Source organism: Streptomyces umbrinus (genome assembly GCF_030817415.1).
In the GTDB taxonomy this organism is placed as follows: domain Bacteria; phylum Actinomycetota; class Actinomycetes; order Streptomycetales; family Streptomycetaceae; genus Streptomyces; species Streptomyces umbrinus_A.
This window is the reverse complement of record NZ_JAUSZI010000002.1, coordinates 515,836-533,994: the sequence shown is the minus strand read 5'-3', so window position 1 is coordinate 533,994 and position 18,159 is coordinate 515,836. Positions and strand designations below refer to the sequence as shown.

The following is an 18,159-nucleotide window of genomic DNA, read 5'->3' as shown; positions in this document are numbered from 1 at the left end:
CCCACAGTCACGACGATTCGCGCACGACGAGTTCGGTGGGAAGAACGACGTGCTGACGCGGCTCTTCGGGATTGTTGATCTCTTCCAGGAGGATGCGGGCGATCGTGTTGCCGATCTCCTCGATGGGCTGACGCACGCTGGTGAGGGGCGGGTTGCTGTGCCGGGCGATGATGGAGTCGTCGAATCCGACCACCGCCACATCGCCGGGGACACTGCGCCCCTGCCTGCGCAACTCCGCCAGCGCCCCTGCTGCCATGACGTCCGAGGCGACGAACACGGCGTCGAGCGTCGGAAGTTGTTCAAGGAGTGAACGCATCGCGGTCTCGCCGCCCTCCTCGGTGAAGTCGGCCGAGACCACGAGGTGCTCAGTGGCTTCGTGGCCCGCCTTCTCGAGGGCCTCGCGCCAACCCTGGAGCCGGCTGCGCGCCACGTCCATGTCGAGGGGGCCGCTGATCGTCGTGATGGTCCGCCGCCCGCGAGCGAGGAGGTGCCTGACGGCCGCAGCGGCTCCGCCCGCGTTGTCGGAGTGCACATGGCTGAGCGACTCGGCGGGGGAGCGGCGCCCGGCGAGCACCGTGGGCAGGCCCATGTCCTCCAGCAGACCGGGCAGCGGGTCGTGCTCGTGCACCGAGACCAGGAGTACTCCGTCGACCCGCCGCTCCGCCACCGACTCGGTGAGCTGGTCCCGCTCGGCCTGGTCGCGTACGAGGACCAGTTGGAGCTGTGTGCGGGTCTTGGCGAGCGCGGTGCTGACCCCGCGGATGACCGCCGAGAAGTAGGGCTCGGAGCCCAGTCTGCTCTCCGACTCGGGAATCACGAGGGCCACGGAGTTCGTCCGGCTCGTCACGAGCCCCCGGGCAACCGAGTTCGGAACGTAGTTGAGCTCGGCGATGGCGGCGAGCACGGCGGCCTTGGCCTTGTCGCTGACGAGCTCCGAGCCGTTGATGACTCGTGAAACCGTGGTACGTCCGACTCCGGCGCGCGCGGCCACGGTCTTGATGGTCGGGCGTTGGCTGCCCCCCATGTCGCCTCCTCGCTTGCGCGGCGCCCGAACGGCTTCCACCAGCGCATTGTGCCAGACCCGCCAACAGCGTCAGGCGGGTCGGGGCGTAGGGGTGCGACATCTTCCGGCAACGAAGTTGCTTCAACTTCTTGACAGGACCCTTTTGCGGCGGCCACGCTTCGGGCCTCTGAGTGGGCACGTTCCCATCGCCATTTGGGAACGTACCCACTGGGACAAATCGGGACCTACGGAGCGGACCGTGGGGCCCGAACTCCGGTGCGTCAGCGCCGCCGCTAGGAGGACTGAATGGGCAAGGCCCGAAGGAAGTTGCGTACACGAGCCGTGGCCGCCATATCGGCTGTGTCGGCTCTCGGCCTGGTCGTGGGCTGCGGAAGCAGTGACAGCGGGGGGACCGGTGGGGGGAAGAAGGACGGCAAGGTCACCATCACCATGGGGCTGTTCGGCGTCATGGGCTTCAAGGAGACCGGCCTGCTCGACAAGTACATGAAGGAGCACCCGAACGTCGTCATCAAGGCGGACGTCGCGGGTGACGAGCAGACCTACTACACCGCCCTGCAGACCCACTTGGCCGCCGGCAGCGGGCTGAAGGACATCCAGGGCATAGAGATTGGTCGGGCCAAGGAACTGTCGGACACGCAGAAGGACAAGTTCGTCGATCTGTCCGGCGTGGCCGGGACGGACCACTTCCTGCCGTGGAAGCAGAGCCAGGTCACCACCGCGGACAAGAAGGTCATCGGCCTGGGGACCGACATCGGTCCGATGGCGGTCTGCTATCGCAAGGACCTTTTCGAGCAGGCCGGCCTGCCCACCGACCGCGACGAGGTCGCCAAGCTGTGGGAGGGCGACTGGTCGAAGTACGTCGACGCGGGCAAGGAGTTCAAGCAGAAGTCGAAGGACGACAAGGTCGCCTTCATGGACAGCTCCAGCGGGCTGTTCAACGCCATGATCTACGGCAACTCCCAGCAGTTCTACGACAAGGACGGCGAGCTCATCTACGCCACCAACCCTGTCGTGAAGGACGCGTGGAAGCTGGCCTCCGAGGCGGCCACGTCCGATCTGACCGCCAAGCTCCGTCAGTTCCAGCCCGGCTGGGACCCCGGCCTGGCCAACAGCACCTTCGCCAGCACCGTCTGCCCGGCGTGGATGCTCGCGCACATCAGCGAGAAGGCGGGCCCCAAGAACAAGGGCAAGTGGGACGTCGCCAAAGCGCCGAAGGGCGCCAACTGGGGCGGAGCGTTCCTCGGCGTGATGGAGAAGAGCCCTGTGAAGAAGGAGGCGCAGGAGCTCGTCGCCTGGCTCACCGCCCCTGAGCAGCAGGCCTACCTCTTCAAGGAGATCGGCAACTTCCCCTCGTCGCAGACCGCGCTGGGGATGCCCGAAGTGGTCGACGCCAAGTCCGACTACTTCAGCGGCGCGCCCATCGGGAAGATCTTCAGCGCCGCGGCCCAGGAGATCCCGGATGAGCAGGTGCTCGGCCGCAAGGACGGCACCATCAAGGACATCTTCTCGCAGGGCCTGACCTTGATCGAGGCGCAGAACAAGAGCCCGAACGAGGCATGGAAGACCACGGACAAGCGCATCGAGAAGGCCGCCGGCTGACCTCGGGCCCCGTCGCCCACCTCCGCAGCAGCCCGGCGTCCCACGCACGGCCCCAAGTGGGCCGCCGGGCCCCTGCCCTCCCCGTCACCCTCCAGGAAGGACGCCTTCCGGTGGCCATCTCCACCCCGACAACCCCAGACGGTGCGCCCGGTGCCGCCCCGCCGGCCGGGTCCGGCACCGGCGCGGAGCATCAGCGGCGCAGTACGCTGCTGCACCGTCTCGACGTGCGCGGCGCCCCGTACGCCTTCGTCGCCCCGTTCTTCGTCGTCTTCGCCGCCTTCAGCTTCTACCCGCTCGTCTACACCTCGTGGATCTCCCTGCACCGCGTCGAACTGTCGACCCTGAACCTCATGGAGTGGGTCGGCTTCGACAACTACACGGCCCTGTGGGAAGACGACCGTTTCTGGAACGCACTGCTCAACACGTTCACCATCGGTGTCCTGTCGACCGTGCCGCAGCTGTTGATGGCGCTGGGGCTGGCGCACCTGCTCAACTACCGGCTGCGTGGCTCGACGTTCTTCCGCGTCGCCGCCCTCACGCCGTACGCCACGTCGGTGGGTGCCGCGGCCCTGGTGTTCACGATGCTCTTCGAGCGCGACTTCGGCATGATCAACTGGATGTTGAGCCTGGTCGGCGTCGACAACGTCGACTGGGAGAACAACAAGTGGGCCGCGCAGACGGCCATTTCCACGATTGTCATCTGGCGCTGGACCGGCTACAACGCCCTGCTCTACCTCGCGGCGATGCAGGCGATCCCACGCGACCGCTATGAAGCCGCGGCCATCGACGGCGCCTCGCGGTGGCAACAGTTCCTGACGGTCACCATCCCCGGCATCCGCTCCACCATCGTGTTCACCATCGTCCTGTCCACGATCGGCGCCACTCAGCTCTTCGGCGAGCCCCTGATCTTCGGCCAGGGCCCGAACGGCATCACCGGGGGAGCGGACAACCAGTACCAGACGCTGGGACTGCTGCTGTACGAGGAGGGCTGGAAGAACTATCAGATGGGCCGGGCCGCCACGGTCGCCTGGGCGATGTTCCTGCTGCTCATCGTGGTGTTCGTCGTCCAACGACTTGTCACGCGCGTCACCGCGCGCAAGGGCTGACCGGGAGATCTCCATGACCACTGACAGCATCCCGGTCCAGACACCGGACGCACGCTCCGGCACCGCGCAAAAGGCGCGGAAGGACACCCCGCCCGCCCGGCGGAGCCGACGACTGTTCCGGCACCCGGGTGCCGGACGTCAGCACCACGCGGGTCCCGTCGCCTACATCCTGCTGGGGATCGCGGCGCTGTTCTCGCTCTTCCCGCTCTACTGGACCATGGTGGCGGCGTCGACCGACAACACGCGCGTCACCCAGACGCCTCCGCCGTTCCTGCCGGGACCCCATCTCCTGGAGAACCTCGGCAAGGCCTGGCAGGACGCCGCGCTGGGCAAGGCCATGCTCAACAGCCTGATCGTGGCCGGCGTGATCGCCCTGTCCACGGTGCTGTTCGCCACCCTGGCCGGCTTCGCCTTCGCGAAACTCCGCTTCAAGGGCCGCAACATCCTGCTCATGCTCGTGATCGGCACGATGCTGGTGCCGCCTCAACTCGGCGTCGTACCGCTGTTCATGATGATGACGGAACTGGGCTGGGGCCAGCAGCTGCCCGCCGTCATCTTCCCCACGCTCGTCAGCGCCGTCGGGGTGTTCTTCATGCGGCAGTACCTCAGCGAGGCGCTGCCCGACGAACTCGTCGAGGCCGGCCGCGTGGACGGTGCGCACTCCCTGCGCATCTTCTGGAGCATCGTGCTGCCGATCGCCCGGCCGCCCATGGCCGTCCTGTTCATGATCACGTTCGTGCACGCCTGGAACGACTTCTTCTGGCCGTTCATCGTCCTCGACATGTCCAACCCGACGGTGCCCGTCGCACTCACCCAGCTGAGCGCGGGATACATACGCGACCAGTCGCTGATCATGGCGGGCGCCCTGCTCGGCACGCTGCCACTGCTCGTCATGTTCATCGTCTTCGGCCGTCAGATCGTCGGCGGAATCATGCAGGGAGCGGTCAAGGGATGAGCGCCCCGCCGTCTCCCTGCTGCCGTGCCCCTCCGGTACCCGCCACCCCGCTCCGCCCTCCCACCCCGAAGTACCTTTGGAAGGACTCACGTGACCACCGTTACCCGACGTGTCGCGCCCGCCCCGGGAACCACCGACTCCATCCGATTCCCTCAGGGATTCACCTGGGGCACGGCGACCGCCGCGTACCAGATCGAGGGTGCCGCCTCCGTCGACGGACGCACCCCCTCCATCTGGGACACCTACTCGCACACGCCCGGCAGGGTGCGCAACGGCGACACCGGTGACGTGGCCACCGACCACTACCACCGCTGGCGCGAGGACGTGGCGATCATGGCCGACCTCGGCGTGAGCGCCTACCGGTTCTCCCTGTCATGGCCGCGGGTGCAGCCGACCGGCCGCGGCCCGGCCGTACAGAAAGGCCTCGACTTCTACCGAGCCCTGACCGATGCCCTGCTGGAGAAGGGCATCGAACCGGTCGTCACGCTCTACCACTGGGACCTGCCGCAGGAGCTGGAGGACGCCGGTGGCTGGCCGGAGCGCATCACCAGCGACCGGTTCGCCGACTACGCGACCCTGGCGGCCCGTGCACTGGGGGACCGGGTGAAGACGTGGACCACCCTCAACGAGCCCTGGTGCAGTGCCTTCCTCGGATACGGCTCCGGTGTCCATGCTCCCGGGCGCACCGACCCGGTCGCGGCCCTGCGCGCGGCGCACCACCTCAACCTCGCCCACGGCAAGGCCGTTCTGGCTCTGCGCGCCGAACTGCCCTCCCGCGCGCGGACGTCCATCACGCTCAACATCCATCACGTCCGAGCGCTGACCGAGGCAGCCGAGGACCTGGACGCGGTCCGCCGGATCGACGCGCTGGCCAACCGTGTCTTCACCGGCCCGCTGCTGGAGGGCGCGTACCCGCAGGATCTCCTCCAGGACACGGCCGGCCTGACCGACTGGTCCTTCGTGAAGGACGGCGACCTCGCCACGATGCACCAGCCGCTGGACTTCCTGGGCGTCAACTACTACACGCCCACCCTCGTCTCGGCCGCCACCGGCGAGGCGAGCCACGGCTCCGACGGTCACGGGGCGAGCGAACACAGCCCCTGGCCGGGCGCGGACCGGGTCGCCTTCCACCGCCCCGAGGGCAGCACCACCGCGATGGGCTGGGCGGTCGACCCCAGCGGTCTGTACGACCTGCTGATGCGACTCAAGGCAGAGTTCCCCTCGATGCCTTTGATGATCACCGAGAATGGGGCCGCGTTCGACGACTACGTCAATCCGGAGGGCGAGGTGAGCGACCCCGAACGCATCGCCTACCTGCGCGGCCACCTGTCGGCCGTACAGCGGGCGATCGTGGCCGGCGTCGACGTACGGGGCTACTTCCTGTGGTCCCTGCTGGACAACTTCGAATGGGGTTACGGCTACAGCAAGCGCTTCGGTGCCGTCTACGTCGACTACCCGACCGGTAGGCGCATCCCCAAGGCCAGCGCACGGTGGTACGCCGACGTGGCCCGCACCGGCACGTTGCCCGATCGGGACGGTGGGAATCGGTGAGCTCGTGTGTGACGTCGAAGCACAGCCGGGGATCGGCCGTTCACGGTCCAACGGTGTTGCAGGGCGGTTCCTCCTTCCTTTTCCTTGTGGGTCCATCGCGTGACGCGTCGGGGGTCTTCGTCTGACAACACCGGGCGGACGCTCATGGAGCATCCGCCCGGTGTCATCGGCGGGTTCTCAGGCCCGTGGGTCGCGGACCGCGAGGATTGAGCCTGCCATCGAGCTTTGATCACCCAGGTCGGGAGCGTGCCATGGGGACATGCGGGCGATCTACGCTGTCGCGGGGAGGCGGAAGCGGGACAAGCTCAGGCAACGCGGGGGCATCGGGTGGAGTGGGAGTTGGGAGCGGCCGGCCTTGCCGTCGGGATGCTCATAGCCGTGGTGACCGCGCCGGTCGGAGTGTCCGGGGCCGTGTTCCTGCTCCCCGTGCAGCTCAGCGTCTTCGCCGTGCCCAACCCGGCCGTCACGCCCACGAACCTGCTCTACAACGTGGTTGCGGGGCCCGGCGCCCTGCTGCGTTACCGACGCGACGGCACCCTGAAGGGCCCGCTCGTGCGCCGTATGGTGCTGGGCACCCTGCCCGGTGTGATCCTCGGAGCGGTTATCCGCGTGTTCGCCCTTCCGGGCCCGAACCTCTTCCGGCTTCTGGTCGCCGCTCTGATGCTGCCGCTCGGTACGTGGATCATCACCCGGACCCTCCGCCCCGCACTCCCGGAGACACGACGCCCGGAGCTTGCGCCCCGGACAATCACCGCCCTGGCGCTCGCCGTCGGGGTCATGGGTGGCATCTACGGCATCGGCGGCGGCTCGATCCTCGGCCCCATCCTCGTCGGCCGAGGTGTTCCCGTTTCCAAGGTCGCCCCCGCCGCGCTCGCCTCGACCTTCGCCACTTCCCTGGTCGGCGCCTCCACATACGCCCTGCTGTCCCTGGTCCGTAGCGGCAGCATCGCCCCCGACTGGTTTCTCGGCCTGGCCTGCGGACTGGGCGGTCTCATCGGCGGTTACCTCGGAGCACGCCTCCAGCCACGCATGCCCGATACGTTCCTCCGCCTGCTACTCGGCACCCTGGCCGCCGCACTCGGCACCCTCTACGCGTTCGACGCACTGCACTGACCTGCCGGATCGATCGATGCTGAGGAGGCCCCGCTGCCAGTGCCGGCGCGCCACGAACTCCGAGGAGCTCTGGCCGGGGGCGGGTAGGTTCGGCGCGGGGGCCGTGGCGTGTTGTTGCAGTCGGCACGGCCCCCCATCAACGCATCCATTGTCGGCAGGGGCGTTGGACAGACCCAGCACACCGGCTCCCCGGGCAGGTGCGCTCGTGGGGCCGCACCTGGCCGCAGTGGTCGCTCCGGGAGGTGACTGCCTCGCAGACGCGGGGATGCTGCGGGCCGAATTTCGCGAGCAGGTATGGGAGTTGAGGCCGCGGCCCAGCCTGCCCCTCGGTGACGCTGCCGGCGGACCGCACGCGCCTGCGCCCCGAGTCAGGCATCTGGTCGGCAGGAACGGCAGACCGCTGCTGCTGTACGTCCATGAACCCAGCCCGCGGTCGTGGTCTGGAACTCTATGGAAGCGTTGGGTACTTGTCGTGTCGGGGTGTGTGTCAGGTGAGGGGGCCGAGGGTGAAGCCGCCGTCGGCGATGATCTCGGAGCCGGTGGCGAAGCGGGCCTGGTCCGAGGCGGCGAAGAGGATGAAGCCGGCGATTTCGTCGGGGGTGGCGTTGCGGGGGGATGGCGAAGTCGTCGACGGGGACCAGCGCGTTGCCGTCGGGGCCGTAGGCGAGGGGGGATTCGATGATGCCGGGGTGGACGGAGTTGACTCGGATGTTGTCGCGGGCCAGTCCCTCGGCGGCTGCGCGCATGAGGCCGCGCAGCGCCCACTTGCTGCTGCTGTAGGCGACGAGGTCGGGAGCGGCCGCAAGGCCCGCGACGGAGTTGATGTTGACGATCGCACCGCCGCCGGCCTTGCGCATCGAGGGGGCCGCGGCGCGGATGCCGAGCAGGGCGCCGGTGACGTTGGTGTCGAACACAAGCTGGAACTCGTCGAGCGGGATGCTCTCCACGGTACCGACGCGCAGGTAGGCGGCGTTGTTGATGAGTATGTCCACGTTGCCGAAGCGGACTTCGGTCTGGGCGATGGCGTCGGTCCAGTCGGACTCGCTGGTGACGTCGAGCCGTACTCCCAGCGAGGGGCCGTCGAGCTTGGCGGCGAGCTGGTCGGAGCCTGTTCGGGCGGCGGTGACGGTGTTGGCGCCGGCCTTGGAGAACCGGGCGGACAGTGTGGAGCCGAGTGCGCCGGAGGCTCCGGTGATGAGAACGGTCTTGCCGGTGAAGTCGAACATGAGGGGGTTCCTTTCAGCGGCCGGTGGGGGAGGGGGCGGTGAAGTCGTCGGCGTCGGTGGAGTGGGCGAGGCCGCGTCCGGCTTCGAGGGCTTCGAGGCGATTGCGCAGGGCGGCGGTTGCCAGTGCGTAGGCGTCGGAGCCCAGCGTCAGGCGGAACGGTGCCTTGCCCTGATCGGCGGAGGCGATGATGGCCGCCGCGATCTTGGCGGGGTCACCGGGGGCGGGCAGCGGGGGCAGTTCGCCGGAGAGGACGCCTCGCAACTGCCCTGAGGGGCCGTCGGCGTACTCGGGCAGCGGCGCGCCCAGGACCGAGCCACCGGTGCCGAAGTTGGTGCGGGCGACGCCGGGTTCGACGAGGGTCACGCCGATGTCGAACGGTGCGAGCTCGGCGGCGGCCGACTCCCAGAATCCTTCGATGCCCCACTTGGTGGCGTGGTAGAGGCTCATGGCAGGGAAGGCGACCTGGCCGCCGATGCTGGCGATCTGGATGTAGCGTCCGCCGCCCTGGCGGCGCAGGTGCGGGGTGGCAGCGCGGGTGAGCTGGATCGACGCCGTGAGGTTGGTCGCGATCTGCCGGTCGATCTGCTCGTCGGTGAGTTCTTCGGCGGCGCCGAAGAGCCCGTAGCCGGCGTTGGACACGACGATGTCGATTCGGCCGAGTTCGGCGAATGCGCGGTCCACGACCTCACGTAGCGCGGTCGTGTCGGTGACGTCCAGGCGGGAACGCCACAGTTGTTCGCCGTGGCGGGCCGCCAGGTCGTCGAGGCTCTCCGGGCGTCGTGCGGTGGCGGCGACCCTGTCTCCTCGTGCGAGCAGTTGTTCGGTGAGGTGACGGCCGAAGCCGGAGGACGTGCCGGTGATGAACCAGGTGCGGGCCATGCTTGCTCCCAGGTAGGTAACTAACTGGTTATATTCATAGCCCACGTCGACCCCGCATGTAAATACCTGGATGGTTATGTACGATGACTGCATGCCACCTGATGCCACCGAGACCAAGCGACGCCTCATGAAGGCGGCGGTCGACGAGTTCGCCACCTACGGTCTGGCCGGCGCCCGGATCGACCGCATCGCCGAGACCGCCACGGCCAACAAGCGGTCGATCTACGTGCACTTCGGGACCAAGGAAGAACTGTTCGACATAGTCGTCGCCGACAGCATGATCAAGCTGGCAGAGTCGATCTCGTTCGAGAACGGCTCCCTGGCCGACTACGCCGGCGACCTGTTCGACCGACTGGAACGGTGGCCGCACATCCGGCGGCTGTACCTCTGGGCGGGACTGGAACGCCAGCAGCCCGTCGACGCCGAGGTCCAGCAGTACCGCAAGAGGGCCTCCGCCATCGAGGCCGCTCAGCAAGCCGGCAAGGTCCGCGCCGACATCCCCGCAGCGGAACTCATGGCCATGGTCCTCTCACTCGTGATCAGCTGGGACACCACCACCTGGTCACTCAAGGCGCTGCAACCGGAGAACCGTCAGAAAACCGGCCCCGACCACAGGACCAGGGTCACAACCGCCGTAGCAGCACTCACCCAGCCCCCTCAAACCCGCCTACCTCACCACCCCGGCTAGCGCACCTTCCTTGGCGAGGATGAGGCGCCGGGTCCAGCGGCCGGAGCGTATGGCGCGAAGCGGCCGACGGCCCCGTGGCCGGCGTGGACTACAGCTGCGAACATCGGCGGCCGAGCTTGGGGTTGCTCAGCCCGGCCGGCGACTCCCGCGACGCCTGTTCTGCCACGAGCACGGCCTTGAGCCGACTGATGGCCATGGAGCGGGACTTGACGGCGGAGGTCTTGGCCAGCTTGAACAGCCGGACAGTCTCCACCGGTCCGTCGGTCGTAGTCGCGGTGGCCGCGGCCACCGAGCCGTCCGCTCCACGGATCGGCGCTGGCGGATGTGCCGCCGCTTGCTGAGCGGCAGGGGTTTACCGTTCGGCGGACTCTGGACAGGTCCTCGTTCTCGATCATCCGGGTCAGGAAGACGAGCGCCGCGGAGTCCACTGCTGCGGCGGCATCGGTTGCCGGTGGCTGCGCCATTTCGAAGTCACTGTCGGGAGAGGCACTCGGGGGTTCGGTGGAACAATCGGCCCGAGCAGACCAGCCAGGAGGCATGAGCGGAGCTTTGACGGCCGCGTCCAGCAGCTCTGGACCCTCGTTGGTGGTGAGGGCGAGGGTTCGTTGCCTTGGGGGCCTTGCCGTTGGACCTTCAAGACGCTCAAGTCAGTGTGGATGTTGCCGGCGACGGGGGATGCTCACGTGGTCTCACGTGGTCGATCCCTGCGTTCTTGAGCATCGATCGACGTTCGGGCGTGCTCCCGCTGCTCGGCCGCGGCACGCGGATGGGTGACGCGAGCACAACGATGTTGCGTCCGACTAGGGAGCCCGTGGTGGCCCCGGGCTGGGCGGGTGGGTGCGCGGCCGGACGGCCTGCGTTGAGCCGGTTCCGCTGCCCGGGGCGGTGGGGCTACTTCTCCAGGGTGCCTGAGGTGGCGATCTCGATCTTCGCGCGGGTGGCGCCGGAACGCGAGCCCAGGGACTCGATCTTCCTCACCAGGTCCTGGCCCTCGACGACTTCGCCGAAGACGACGTGCTTGCCGTCGAGCCATGGGGTGAGGACTGTGGTGATGAAGAACTGGGAGCCGTTGCTGTCGGGGCCGGAGTTTGCCATGGACAGCAGGAACGGCTTGTCGTGCTTGAGTTTGAAGTTCTCGTCGGCGAACTTCTGGCCGTAGATGCTTTTGCCGCCGGTGCCGTCGCCGCGGGTGAAGTCGCCGCCCTGGAGCATGAAGTCGGGGATGACACGGTGGAAGCCCGAGTTCTCGTATCCGAAGCCGTGCTGGCCGGTGGCCAGTTCACGGAAGTTCTGCGCCGTCTTGGGGACGACGTCGTCGTACAGCGTGAAGACGATCCGGCCCGCGGCGGCGCCGTCGATGGTGATGTCGAAGAAGACGTTGGTAGACATAGGGGGATCCTGTCACGGCCCCGCGTACTGGCCTGGAGCCGCCCCGGTTCACCCACCATGAAGACCAAATTCCGCGGCTCCCCCACCACGCTGGTGCCCGTCGACCTGGCGAAGTCGAAGCGGGTCCCGACGCCGGCCCAGGAACAGGCCCTGGACCGCGCGATGGCCGTCAGGCGGACCTGCCCTGCGCCGGCTCCTCCCGGTGGTCAGTTGCCGCTGAAGATCGCGTTGCAGACGAACGTGGGTTTCCCGTCAGTGCCGATGCTGGGCGGCCATCCACTGCCAGATGTGCGTTCCGTTGATGCTGGGGTCGTTGCGGGCGACGTAGATCCACGACCAGTGGCCGGCGAACTGGTGGCCGTTCCAGATGACGTGGTCGTAGAGCGTCACCAGCGAGTCGGGGATGAGGTCGTGCGCGTGGGCGGTGTTGGCCTGCGGGTCCACGGTGGTGTCGTCGCGGGAGGTGACGAGCCAGCTGGGGGTGCTGATCCTTGCCAGCTCGCTGTCGGGGATCAGCGGTGCACCGCCGGGCGGGAAGGACGTGACAACGCCGCAGATAGGCACAGAGGCGGCGAACAGGTTGGGGTAGACAGTGGTCATCTTCATGCTCATGTAGCCGCCGTTGCTGCAGCCGACGACGTAGATCCGGTCGTGGTCGACGCGGTTCCTGCGCGTGACGTCGCCGATGATCTCGTGGATGAGGGGGGCGAAGCGGGGGCCGTCCTGCATCCAGGCGGAGGTGCTTTGCGGGGCGAGGACGTAGGCGCCGTCGAAGATGCGCTGTGCCCGGGGGGTGGCGAAGCCCAGTGCGCCGCGGTTCGCTCGTAGCGTGGTCTCGTTGTCGTAGTAGTTGTCGGGTAGTGAGGCGCCCTCACCTCCGCCGTGCAGCCAGACGATCAGTGGGTGCTTGCTCCGTCGGGAGGCGTGGGAGCCGGTGGGTGAGTACAGCCGGTACTTCATTCCCGAGCCGGAGACGTGGGAGCTGAACGCGTCGACCTCGGGGTCCGACAGCCGGCGGTTCTGCACGAATCTTTCGATGGTGATCGGTCGGTGATCGCGTAAGGCGATCGGGGCGCGCTGAGTGATGGCGTAGGCGAGGTCGAGCATGACGTTGCGGGCCTTGCCCCGGATGTAGCCGAGGGTGCCGCCGCCGGTCTGGCCCTCGGCGTGGCTCAGATCGAGGACGATGTTGCCGCGGTGGTCGAGCCGGACGGCGGTCACTGTGCGGTCGAGGTCGTACTCGCCGGAGATGGCGTCGTCGTCGGCGATGGGGATCGGGCTGGTGGCTTTGGCGTGCACGGTGAAGGTGGCGGTGGTCAGGCTGGCCGGGTCGATCGGGCCGAGCCGGGCGGTGTTGAGGGTGATCGAGGTGACCTGTTCGCCGCCGTCGAGCACCTGGGCGTTCAGGGTGAATCTCACAGCGTTGGTCGCATGGTCGTCGGCATACGCGGCGGCGCCGGGCAGGGACAGGCCGGCGGCGGCGCCCGTGCTGACCGCCAGAATGGTGCGACGGCTGATCGGTGTTGCCATGCGGACTCCTCATGTCGTCGGCAGGCTTCATCACGGCCCGTTTGCCGAACCCGGTGGTGCGGCCGCTGAGAGGTGACGGCCCACCACGTACAGGATCAGGGCGGGCTGTGTCGTGAGCAGGACAGAAGTGAGTACCGCCGGCACGTTACCGGCGTTGCCGCGTGGCGGACAGGCGCTGCTTCGGCTTTTCTCCAGGCGGTGACGGCCGGCCCTCAGGTCACGCGGCCCAGCAGTCGTCGAACGCACCCGACGACCGGTCTGTCGACCACCACTCCGCCCGCGGCAGTGACGGATTCACCCGCGGCGATGATCCGACGGGCCCATCCCAGCCCCTCATCGGTCGCAGCGAACCCAGGCCTGACCACCGGGCTGTTGTCCCGTAGCGGTTGTCCCGAGTGACCGTCAGCGGGAGGCCGCCGATGGGGGGCTGATCAACGATCACCAGGACGGTGCTGACCTTGGTTTTCAGCGAGACCCTTACGAGGAACTCCAGGCGTTCACGGCTGGGACGAATCGCATCGTGTGGGGGCGATGCGGAAGTGCCGTGCACGTCGACGGTGTGGTCGGTCGGCTGCGCCGACGGCCCCGAGGGCACCTTCGCCCCGCGCATCCTTCGATTTTGGCTGAGATGACGAACGGAGCCCCGTCCGAAGTGGACGGAGCCCGATCCGTTGACAACCTTGGCTGCGCGGGTCATCGCCCGTTGGCCGGGATTGTGCGATGGGCACTGTTACCGCGACGGTGAGTATCCGTCAGCAGCATGGTGTTCTCGTGGAGGACCGAGACCGGAGTAGGGCGCCTGTCGACCTTCTGCAGTCGGCTGCCCGGCTGTCACTCCGTGTCGAAGTCCGTCCTCCGGGAGACCTCCTCCCACTCGGTGAGCTCGGCCCGCACGGAGTCCAGGTGTGCGGTCAGGAAGTCGACCGCGTCTGCGCCGAGGGCAAGGCGGAGCGGGGTCTTCTCGGCGTCCAGAGCCAGCCGGATCGCCGCCGCGGCCTTCGCCGGGTCGCCGGGCTGGCTGCCGCCGCTGCCCTGCACCATCTGCCGGGTCGCGCCGACCTTCTCCCTGTACGCCGGGTTCTCCTCGGAGAAGTACGCGGCGCCCTTGCCGAACAGGTTGGTACGGAACGCGCCGGGCTCCACGATCAGCACCTTGATGCCGAACGGCGCCACCTCGTCGGCCAAGCCCTCCGACAGTTGCTCCAGCGCCGCCTTGGTCGCGCTGTACGCGGAGAACCCGGCGAAGGACAGTTGCCCGCCGAAGCTGCTGATGTTCACGACCGATCCGCTGCCCCGCTCCCTCATCTGCGGCAGCAGCGCCCGGGTCAGACGCGCAGGGCCGAACACGTGCAGCTCGAACAGGTCGCGCAGCTCCCGGTCGGTGGTCTCCTCGAACGCCCCTACCTGCGTGCGGCCGGCGCTGTTCACCAGCACGTCCACCTTGCCGTAGCGTGCCAGGACGTCGGCGGCCACCACATCGATCCGCTCGCCGTCGGTGAGATCCAGGCTGATCGCCTCGATGCGGTCCGGGTACGCGGCTACCAGGTCGTCCAGCGCCTCGGTCCGCCGGGCGGTGCCGATCACCGTGTCGCCGGCGGCGACCGCGGCCTCCGCGATGGCCCGCCCGAAACCGCTGCTCGCGCCGGTGACCAGCCAGACTTTGGTGTTCTTGCTCATCTTCGTCTCCCTCGTCAACTGGCGTTCTGGGCTCTTCCGTCGACAGGGTCGATCCTTCGCCAGGTACCAGGGCGGCGTCCAAGACCCCTTGTGATAGCCATGAGTTATGGACGTCCATGGGCGTGATCTGCGCTACTTCACCTCGGTCGCCGAGGAATTGAGCTTCACCCGCGCCGCCGAGCGGCTGTTCGTCTCCCAGCCCGCGCTGAGCAAGCAGATACGGATGCTGGAGAAGCAACTCGGTGTGGTCCTGTTCGAACGGGACCGGCGGACAGTGCGGTTGACCGCGGTGGGGGAAGCCCTGTTGCCGCACGCCCGCGCGGTGCTGGCCGCCTGGCAGGCCGCGGAGGCAGCGGTGGAGGAGGCGAAGACCGCCGAGCGGTGCACCCTGGTGATCGGCATGTCCACCAGTCCCGGCCGCGGGCTGCTGCCCGCTCTGCGGACCCGCCTTGTCTCCCGGCATCCGGACGCACAGCCGGTCCTGCGCCAGGTCAATTGGGCGGATCCCACGGCCGGGTTGGCGGATGGATCCAGCGACGTCGCCTTCGTCTGGCTGCCGCTGCCCGAGGATGATCGTTACCAGTATGCGGTGGTAGCCCGCGAGCCTCGGCTGGTCGCGCTGCCGGACGGACACCCCTTGGCGGCGCGGGCCGCGTCCGACCCCGAGGGAAAGGTCGACTTCACCGACCTGCTGGAGGAGCCCTTCCTCGCCCTTCCCCGGGAGGCCGGCCCGCTGCGGGACTACTGGCTCGCCCTGGACGCCCGGGACGGTCGACAGCTGCGGATCGGTGGGGTGGTGGCCAGCGCAGAGGAGACCCACGAGGCGGTCGCCGGCGGCCAAGGGGTGGCTCTGCTGGCCACCGGTAACGCCCCACTGGTCGTCCGGGACGAGGTGATCGCCGTGCCGGTCCGGGGCATTTCCCCCTCTCAACTGGCGGTGGCCGCCTGCCAGGACGACAAACGGACGCTGGTTCTCGCCTACCTTGCCGCTGCGCGGGAGGTTGGGGCCACAACCTGTTGACTGGGCGCTCAGAGCGCGGTGGTGCTCGCCGACCTTGCTCCCATGACAGCCACCCCGGGCCCTTCTGCCGTGTCATTCGTGCGTTGCCGCTGGTTCAGGCGTTGGGGCGCAGGGCGTCCGAGATCGGCTTGGCGCCGCCGTGCGCGGTGAGGCCGCCGTCTACGGGGATCTCGGCGCCGGTGATGAACGATGCGTCGTCGGAGAGGAGGAAGGTGATGAGTGGGGTGATCTCGTCGACGGTTCCGGTGCGGCCGAGCGGTGTTCCGCGAACGTTCGCCTCGCGGAACGCGGGCGCCGCGGAGGCGGCCATGTCCGTCTCGATGAAGCCGGGGTGGATGATGTTCACGCGGATGCCACGGGGCCCCAGTTCCATGGCGGCGGTCCTCGACAGTCCGCGCAGCGCCCACTTGCCGGCCGTGTACGCGACCGGGTAGTGGGCGGTCAGTGCCGCTGACGAACCGACGTTCACGATCGATGCCCCCGGGCGCATCAGCGGGACCAGGTGCTGGATGCCCAGCAGCGGGCCGGTGACGTTGACGGCGTGGACGCGGGCCATGTCTTCGGGGCGTACGCCGCGCGGTCTTCGATGCGCTCATCCCTGAGCAGGTGAGCCAGCTTGCCGAGATCGGCGAGGCGATCAACGCCGCACTGCAACGCATGGACGCCGGCGGGGACGACCAGGAGCCACTGCCTTGGCGCCGACGGTAGGACGGCGTTTGCCGGGCACGAGCTGCGGCGTGGAAGAAGGCCGCGATGGCGGTCTGTAAGAGCACCGGTGACTGGGCTGCCGGCGCGACCGGCGCCCGGGGCGCCGACAGCGCGCGGTGGAAGTGGACACGATGACGACGGCCGGCGCGAGGCCGGCCGTCGCACAGGGCATGTCGCCGGGGCGACCCATCTGACGGGTGGTGCGCAGAGGTCGTACAGGGGACGCCGGACCGACTGTCAGGGGGCTACGGCGCGGCCGGTCTGCGGGGAGATCCTGCCGGCGCACAGGCCGCGGGCGGTCAATCCTTGCGCGATGCGGGGGATCGCGGCCCGGGTGTTGGCGGACCAGTCGTGCATGAGGATGATCTGGCCGTTGCCGAGCCGGCCGGCGGCCTGAACGATGGCATCCGTGCCGGCGCCGTTCCAGTCCTGTGAGTCCACGTCCCAGATGATCTCAGTCAGACCGTACTTGGCCTCGACTGCTTTCACCGTCGAGTTGGTCTCGCCGTAGGGAGGCCGGAACAGCTTCGGTGTACCGCCGCCCGCGGCCGCGATCGCCTGCTGGGTCCGGGAGATCTCCGAGTCGATCTGCGCCTGGCCGAGCTGGGGCAGGTGCGGGTGGGTGTAGCTGTGGTTGCCCACCCACATACCGGCGTTGACCTGCGCCCGTACCTGGGACGGGTTGGCGGCGGCGTACTGGCCCTGGTTGAACATCGTGGCCCGCAGCCCGTTCTGCGTGAGCGCGCTGAGCAGGGCCGGTGTGTTGCCGGACGGGCCGTCGTCGAAGGTGAGCCCGACGTATCCGTTGCAGGCGGCGGCATGCGCCGGGGCGGCGTTGACGGTGAGAGTGCCCGCGGCGACCAGTGCGACGGCGGCGAGCGTCGTCGTCAGGGGATGTAACGCAAGCGGTGTCCGGGTGCTCATGCCGATACCGTGATGTTGGAGCTGCCGCTGCTCTGGTAACCCTCGGTCGCGAGGATCATGTAGTAGCTGAAGCTGCCGAGGCGCATTCCCGCTCGCGCCCAGGCGTCGAAGTGGTTGCCGGTGGTGATGGTGCCGCCGGTCCTTTTCGACTGCCGGACACTCCAGTACTGATTGAAGGTCTTCGTGCCTTCGACGGACGGGGCGTTGTACCGCGTTGTCTGGTAGATGTCGTACGTGCCGCCGTCACTGGTTACGGCGCCCTTGTACGTTCCTGTGGGCCGGTAGGTGCCCCAGTTGTCGACGACGTAGTACTCGACCAGCGGGTTGGACGTCCACCCGTAGAGGCACAAGTAGGCGTTGCCGGACGGGCTGAAGGAGCCCGAGTAGGACACGGTCCTGCGGCTGCCGTTGCTCCAGCCCTTGCCGGCGACGAAGTTCCCCGTGTTCCTCCAGGTGGTGCTGTAGCTGCCACCGGCGCTGAGGTTCATGGAGACCGTGCCCTGTGCGTCGGTCCAGAACGAGTAGTAGTAGCCGTTGTTCGTGCCGGTCTGGTTCGTGGTGACGACCGTGTCGGCGCGGGCCGTGCCGGGCAGAGCCAGCGTGGTCGCGGCGCCCAGCAGCATGGCGCAGGTCTGCCTGCGGCTCGGCTGTGCAGGTATGAGGTTCATGTGCGGGTTTCCTCCGTCTTCCAGGGGCGGGGGTTTGGTCGAACAGTGTTGACCTGCACCCGTCAAGCGTCAATAGTTTCGTACCTGATCACGAAACATT

General features: G+C 68.2%; 16 protein-coding genes and 2 pseudogenes. 7 read left to right on the top strand and 11 right to left on the bottom strand.

From position 1 onward, the window contains the following. Positions 1-7: 7 nt before the first annotated feature. Positions 8-1,024 carry a LacI family DNA-binding transcriptional regulator gene (locus QF035_RS03100; RefSeq protein WP_307517962.1) on the bottom strand — a complete coding sequence of 339 codons (1,017 nt, stop codon included), beginning with the start codon at positions 1,022-1,024 and terminating at the stop codon, positions 8-10. Positions 1,025-1,309: 285 nt separating this feature from the next. Here QF035_RS03100 and QF035_RS03095 point away from each other — a divergent pair, with 285 nt between their 5' ends. The 5 genes from QF035_RS03095 to QF035_RS03075 all read left to right on the top strand — a co-directional run bounded on the left by QF035_RS03095 (position 1,310) and on the right by QF035_RS03075 (position 7,348). After that, entirely contained in the window at positions 1,310-2,623 is a 1,314-nt protein-coding gene (locus QF035_RS03095; RefSeq protein WP_307517960.1) for an extracellular solute-binding protein, read from the top strand. A gap of 110 nt (positions 2,624-2,733) precedes the next feature. Beyond that, complete coding sequence (locus tag QF035_RS03090) at positions 2,734-3,729, top strand: carbohydrate ABC transporter permease (protein ID WP_307517958.1); 996 nt, start codon at positions 2,734-2,736, stop codon at positions 3,727-3,729. 13 nt (positions 3,730-3,742) lie between these two features. Continuing rightward, the gene (locus QF035_RS03085) at positions 3,743-4,684 is read left to right on the top strand and encodes a carbohydrate ABC transporter permease (RefSeq protein ID WP_307517956.1); all 942 of its coding nucleotides are present in this window, start codon (positions 3,743-3,745) and stop codon (positions 4,682-4,684) included. 90 nt (positions 4,685-4,774) lie between these two features. Then, the gene (locus QF035_RS03080) at positions 4,775-6,235 is read left to right on the top strand and encodes a GH1 family beta-glucosidase (RefSeq protein ID WP_307517955.1); all 1,461 of its coding nucleotides are present in this window, start codon (positions 4,775-4,777) and stop codon (positions 6,233-6,235) included. Positions 6,236-6,601: 366 nt separating this feature from the next. Continuing rightward, positions 6,602-7,348 carry a TSUP family transporter gene (locus QF035_RS03075; RefSeq protein ID WP_373466919.1) on the top strand — a complete coding sequence of 249 codons (747 nt, stop codon included), beginning with the start codon at positions 6,602-6,604 and terminating at the stop codon, positions 7,346-7,348. A gap of 487 nt (positions 7,349-7,835) precedes the next feature. Here the strand turns inward: QF035_RS03075 and QF035_RS55635 are convergent, their stop codons facing one another. The 3 genes and pseudogenes from QF035_RS55635 to QF035_RS03065 all read right to left on the bottom strand — a co-directional run bounded on the left by QF035_RS55635 (position 7,836) and on the right by QF035_RS03065 (position 9,454). Then, a complete protein-coding gene (locus tag QF035_RS55635; protein ID WP_373466918.1) occupies positions 7,836-7,925 on the bottom strand; it encodes a hypothetical protein in 90 nt (29 codons plus the stop codon). Positions 7,926-8,007: 82 nt separating this feature from the next. Beyond that, positions 8,008-8,574, bottom strand: a pseudogene (locus QF035_RS03070) (SDR family NAD(P)-dependent oxidoreductase); the annotation flags it as partial. 13 nt (positions 8,575-8,587) lie between these two features. Then, positions 8,588-9,454, bottom strand: a complete 867-nt coding sequence (locus QF035_RS03065) for an SDR family oxidoreductase (RefSeq protein ID WP_307517951.1) — start codon at positions 9,452-9,454, stop codon at positions 8,588-8,590. A 91-nt stretch (positions 9,455-9,545) separates the two neighbouring features. Between QF035_RS03065 and QF035_RS03060 the strand changes: the two genes are divergently transcribed. Continuing rightward, positions 9,546-10,142, top strand: a complete 597-nt coding sequence (locus QF035_RS03060) for a TetR/AcrR family transcriptional regulator (RefSeq protein ID WP_307517950.1) — start codon at positions 9,546-9,548, stop codon at positions 10,140-10,142. An 88-nt stretch (positions 10,143-10,230) separates the two neighbouring features. Here the strand turns inward: QF035_RS03060 and QF035_RS03055 are convergent, their stop codons facing one another. The 4 genes from QF035_RS03055 to QF035_RS03040 form a co-directional block, all read right to left on the bottom strand. Beyond that, the gene (locus QF035_RS03055) at positions 10,231-10,431 is read right to left on the bottom strand and encodes a hypothetical protein (protein WP_307517949.1); all 201 of its coding nucleotides are present in this window, start codon (positions 10,429-10,431) and stop codon (positions 10,231-10,233) included. Between the two features lie 602 nt (positions 10,432-11,033). Further along, positions 11,034-11,531 (bottom strand): peptidylprolyl isomerase, encoded by a 498-nt coding sequence (locus tag QF035_RS03050; RefSeq protein ID WP_307517948.1) that lies wholly within the window; start codon positions 11,529-11,531, stop codon positions 11,034-11,036. Between the two features lie 252 nt (positions 11,532-11,783). Beyond that, a complete protein-coding gene (locus QF035_RS03045; RefSeq protein WP_307517947.1) occupies positions 11,784-13,061 on the bottom strand; it encodes a prolyl oligopeptidase family serine peptidase in 1,278 nt (425 codons plus the stop codon). Positions 13,062-13,892: 831 nt separating this feature from the next. Continuing rightward, the gene (locus QF035_RS03040) at positions 13,893-14,738 is read right to left on the bottom strand and encodes an oxidoreductase (protein ID WP_307517946.1); all 846 of its coding nucleotides are present in this window, start codon (positions 14,736-14,738) and stop codon (positions 13,893-13,895) included. A 106-nt stretch (positions 14,739-14,844) separates the two neighbouring features. Here QF035_RS03040 and QF035_RS03035 point away from each other — a divergent pair, with 106 nt between their 5' ends. Then, the gene (locus tag QF035_RS03035; RefSeq protein ID WP_307517945.1) at positions 14,845-15,759 is read left to right on the top strand and encodes a LysR family transcriptional regulator; all 915 of its coding nucleotides are present in this window, start codon (positions 14,845-14,847) and stop codon (positions 15,757-15,759) included. Between the two features lie 94 nt (positions 15,760-15,853). On the opposite strand, the pseudogene QF035_RS03030 reads toward QF035_RS03035, so the two are convergent. The 3 genes and pseudogenes from QF035_RS03030 to QF035_RS03020 all read right to left on the bottom strand — a co-directional run. Beyond that, positions 15,854-16,330, bottom strand: a pseudogene (locus tag QF035_RS03030) (SDR family oxidoreductase); the annotation flags it as partial. A gap of 374 nt (positions 16,331-16,704) precedes the next feature. After that, positions 16,705-17,391 (bottom strand): polysaccharide deacetylase family protein, encoded by a 687-nt coding sequence (locus QF035_RS03025; protein ID WP_307517944.1) that lies wholly within the window; start codon positions 17,389-17,391, stop codon positions 16,705-16,707. Beyond that, positions 17,388-18,059 carry a glycoside hydrolase family 11 protein gene (locus QF035_RS03020; RefSeq protein WP_307517943.1) on the bottom strand — a complete coding sequence of 224 codons (672 nt, stop codon included), beginning with the start codon at positions 18,057-18,059 and terminating at the stop codon, positions 17,388-17,390. Before QF035_RS03020 ends, QF035_RS03025 begins: the two co-directional genes overlap by 4 nt. Between the last annotated feature and the right edge of the window lie 100 nt (positions 18,060-18,159).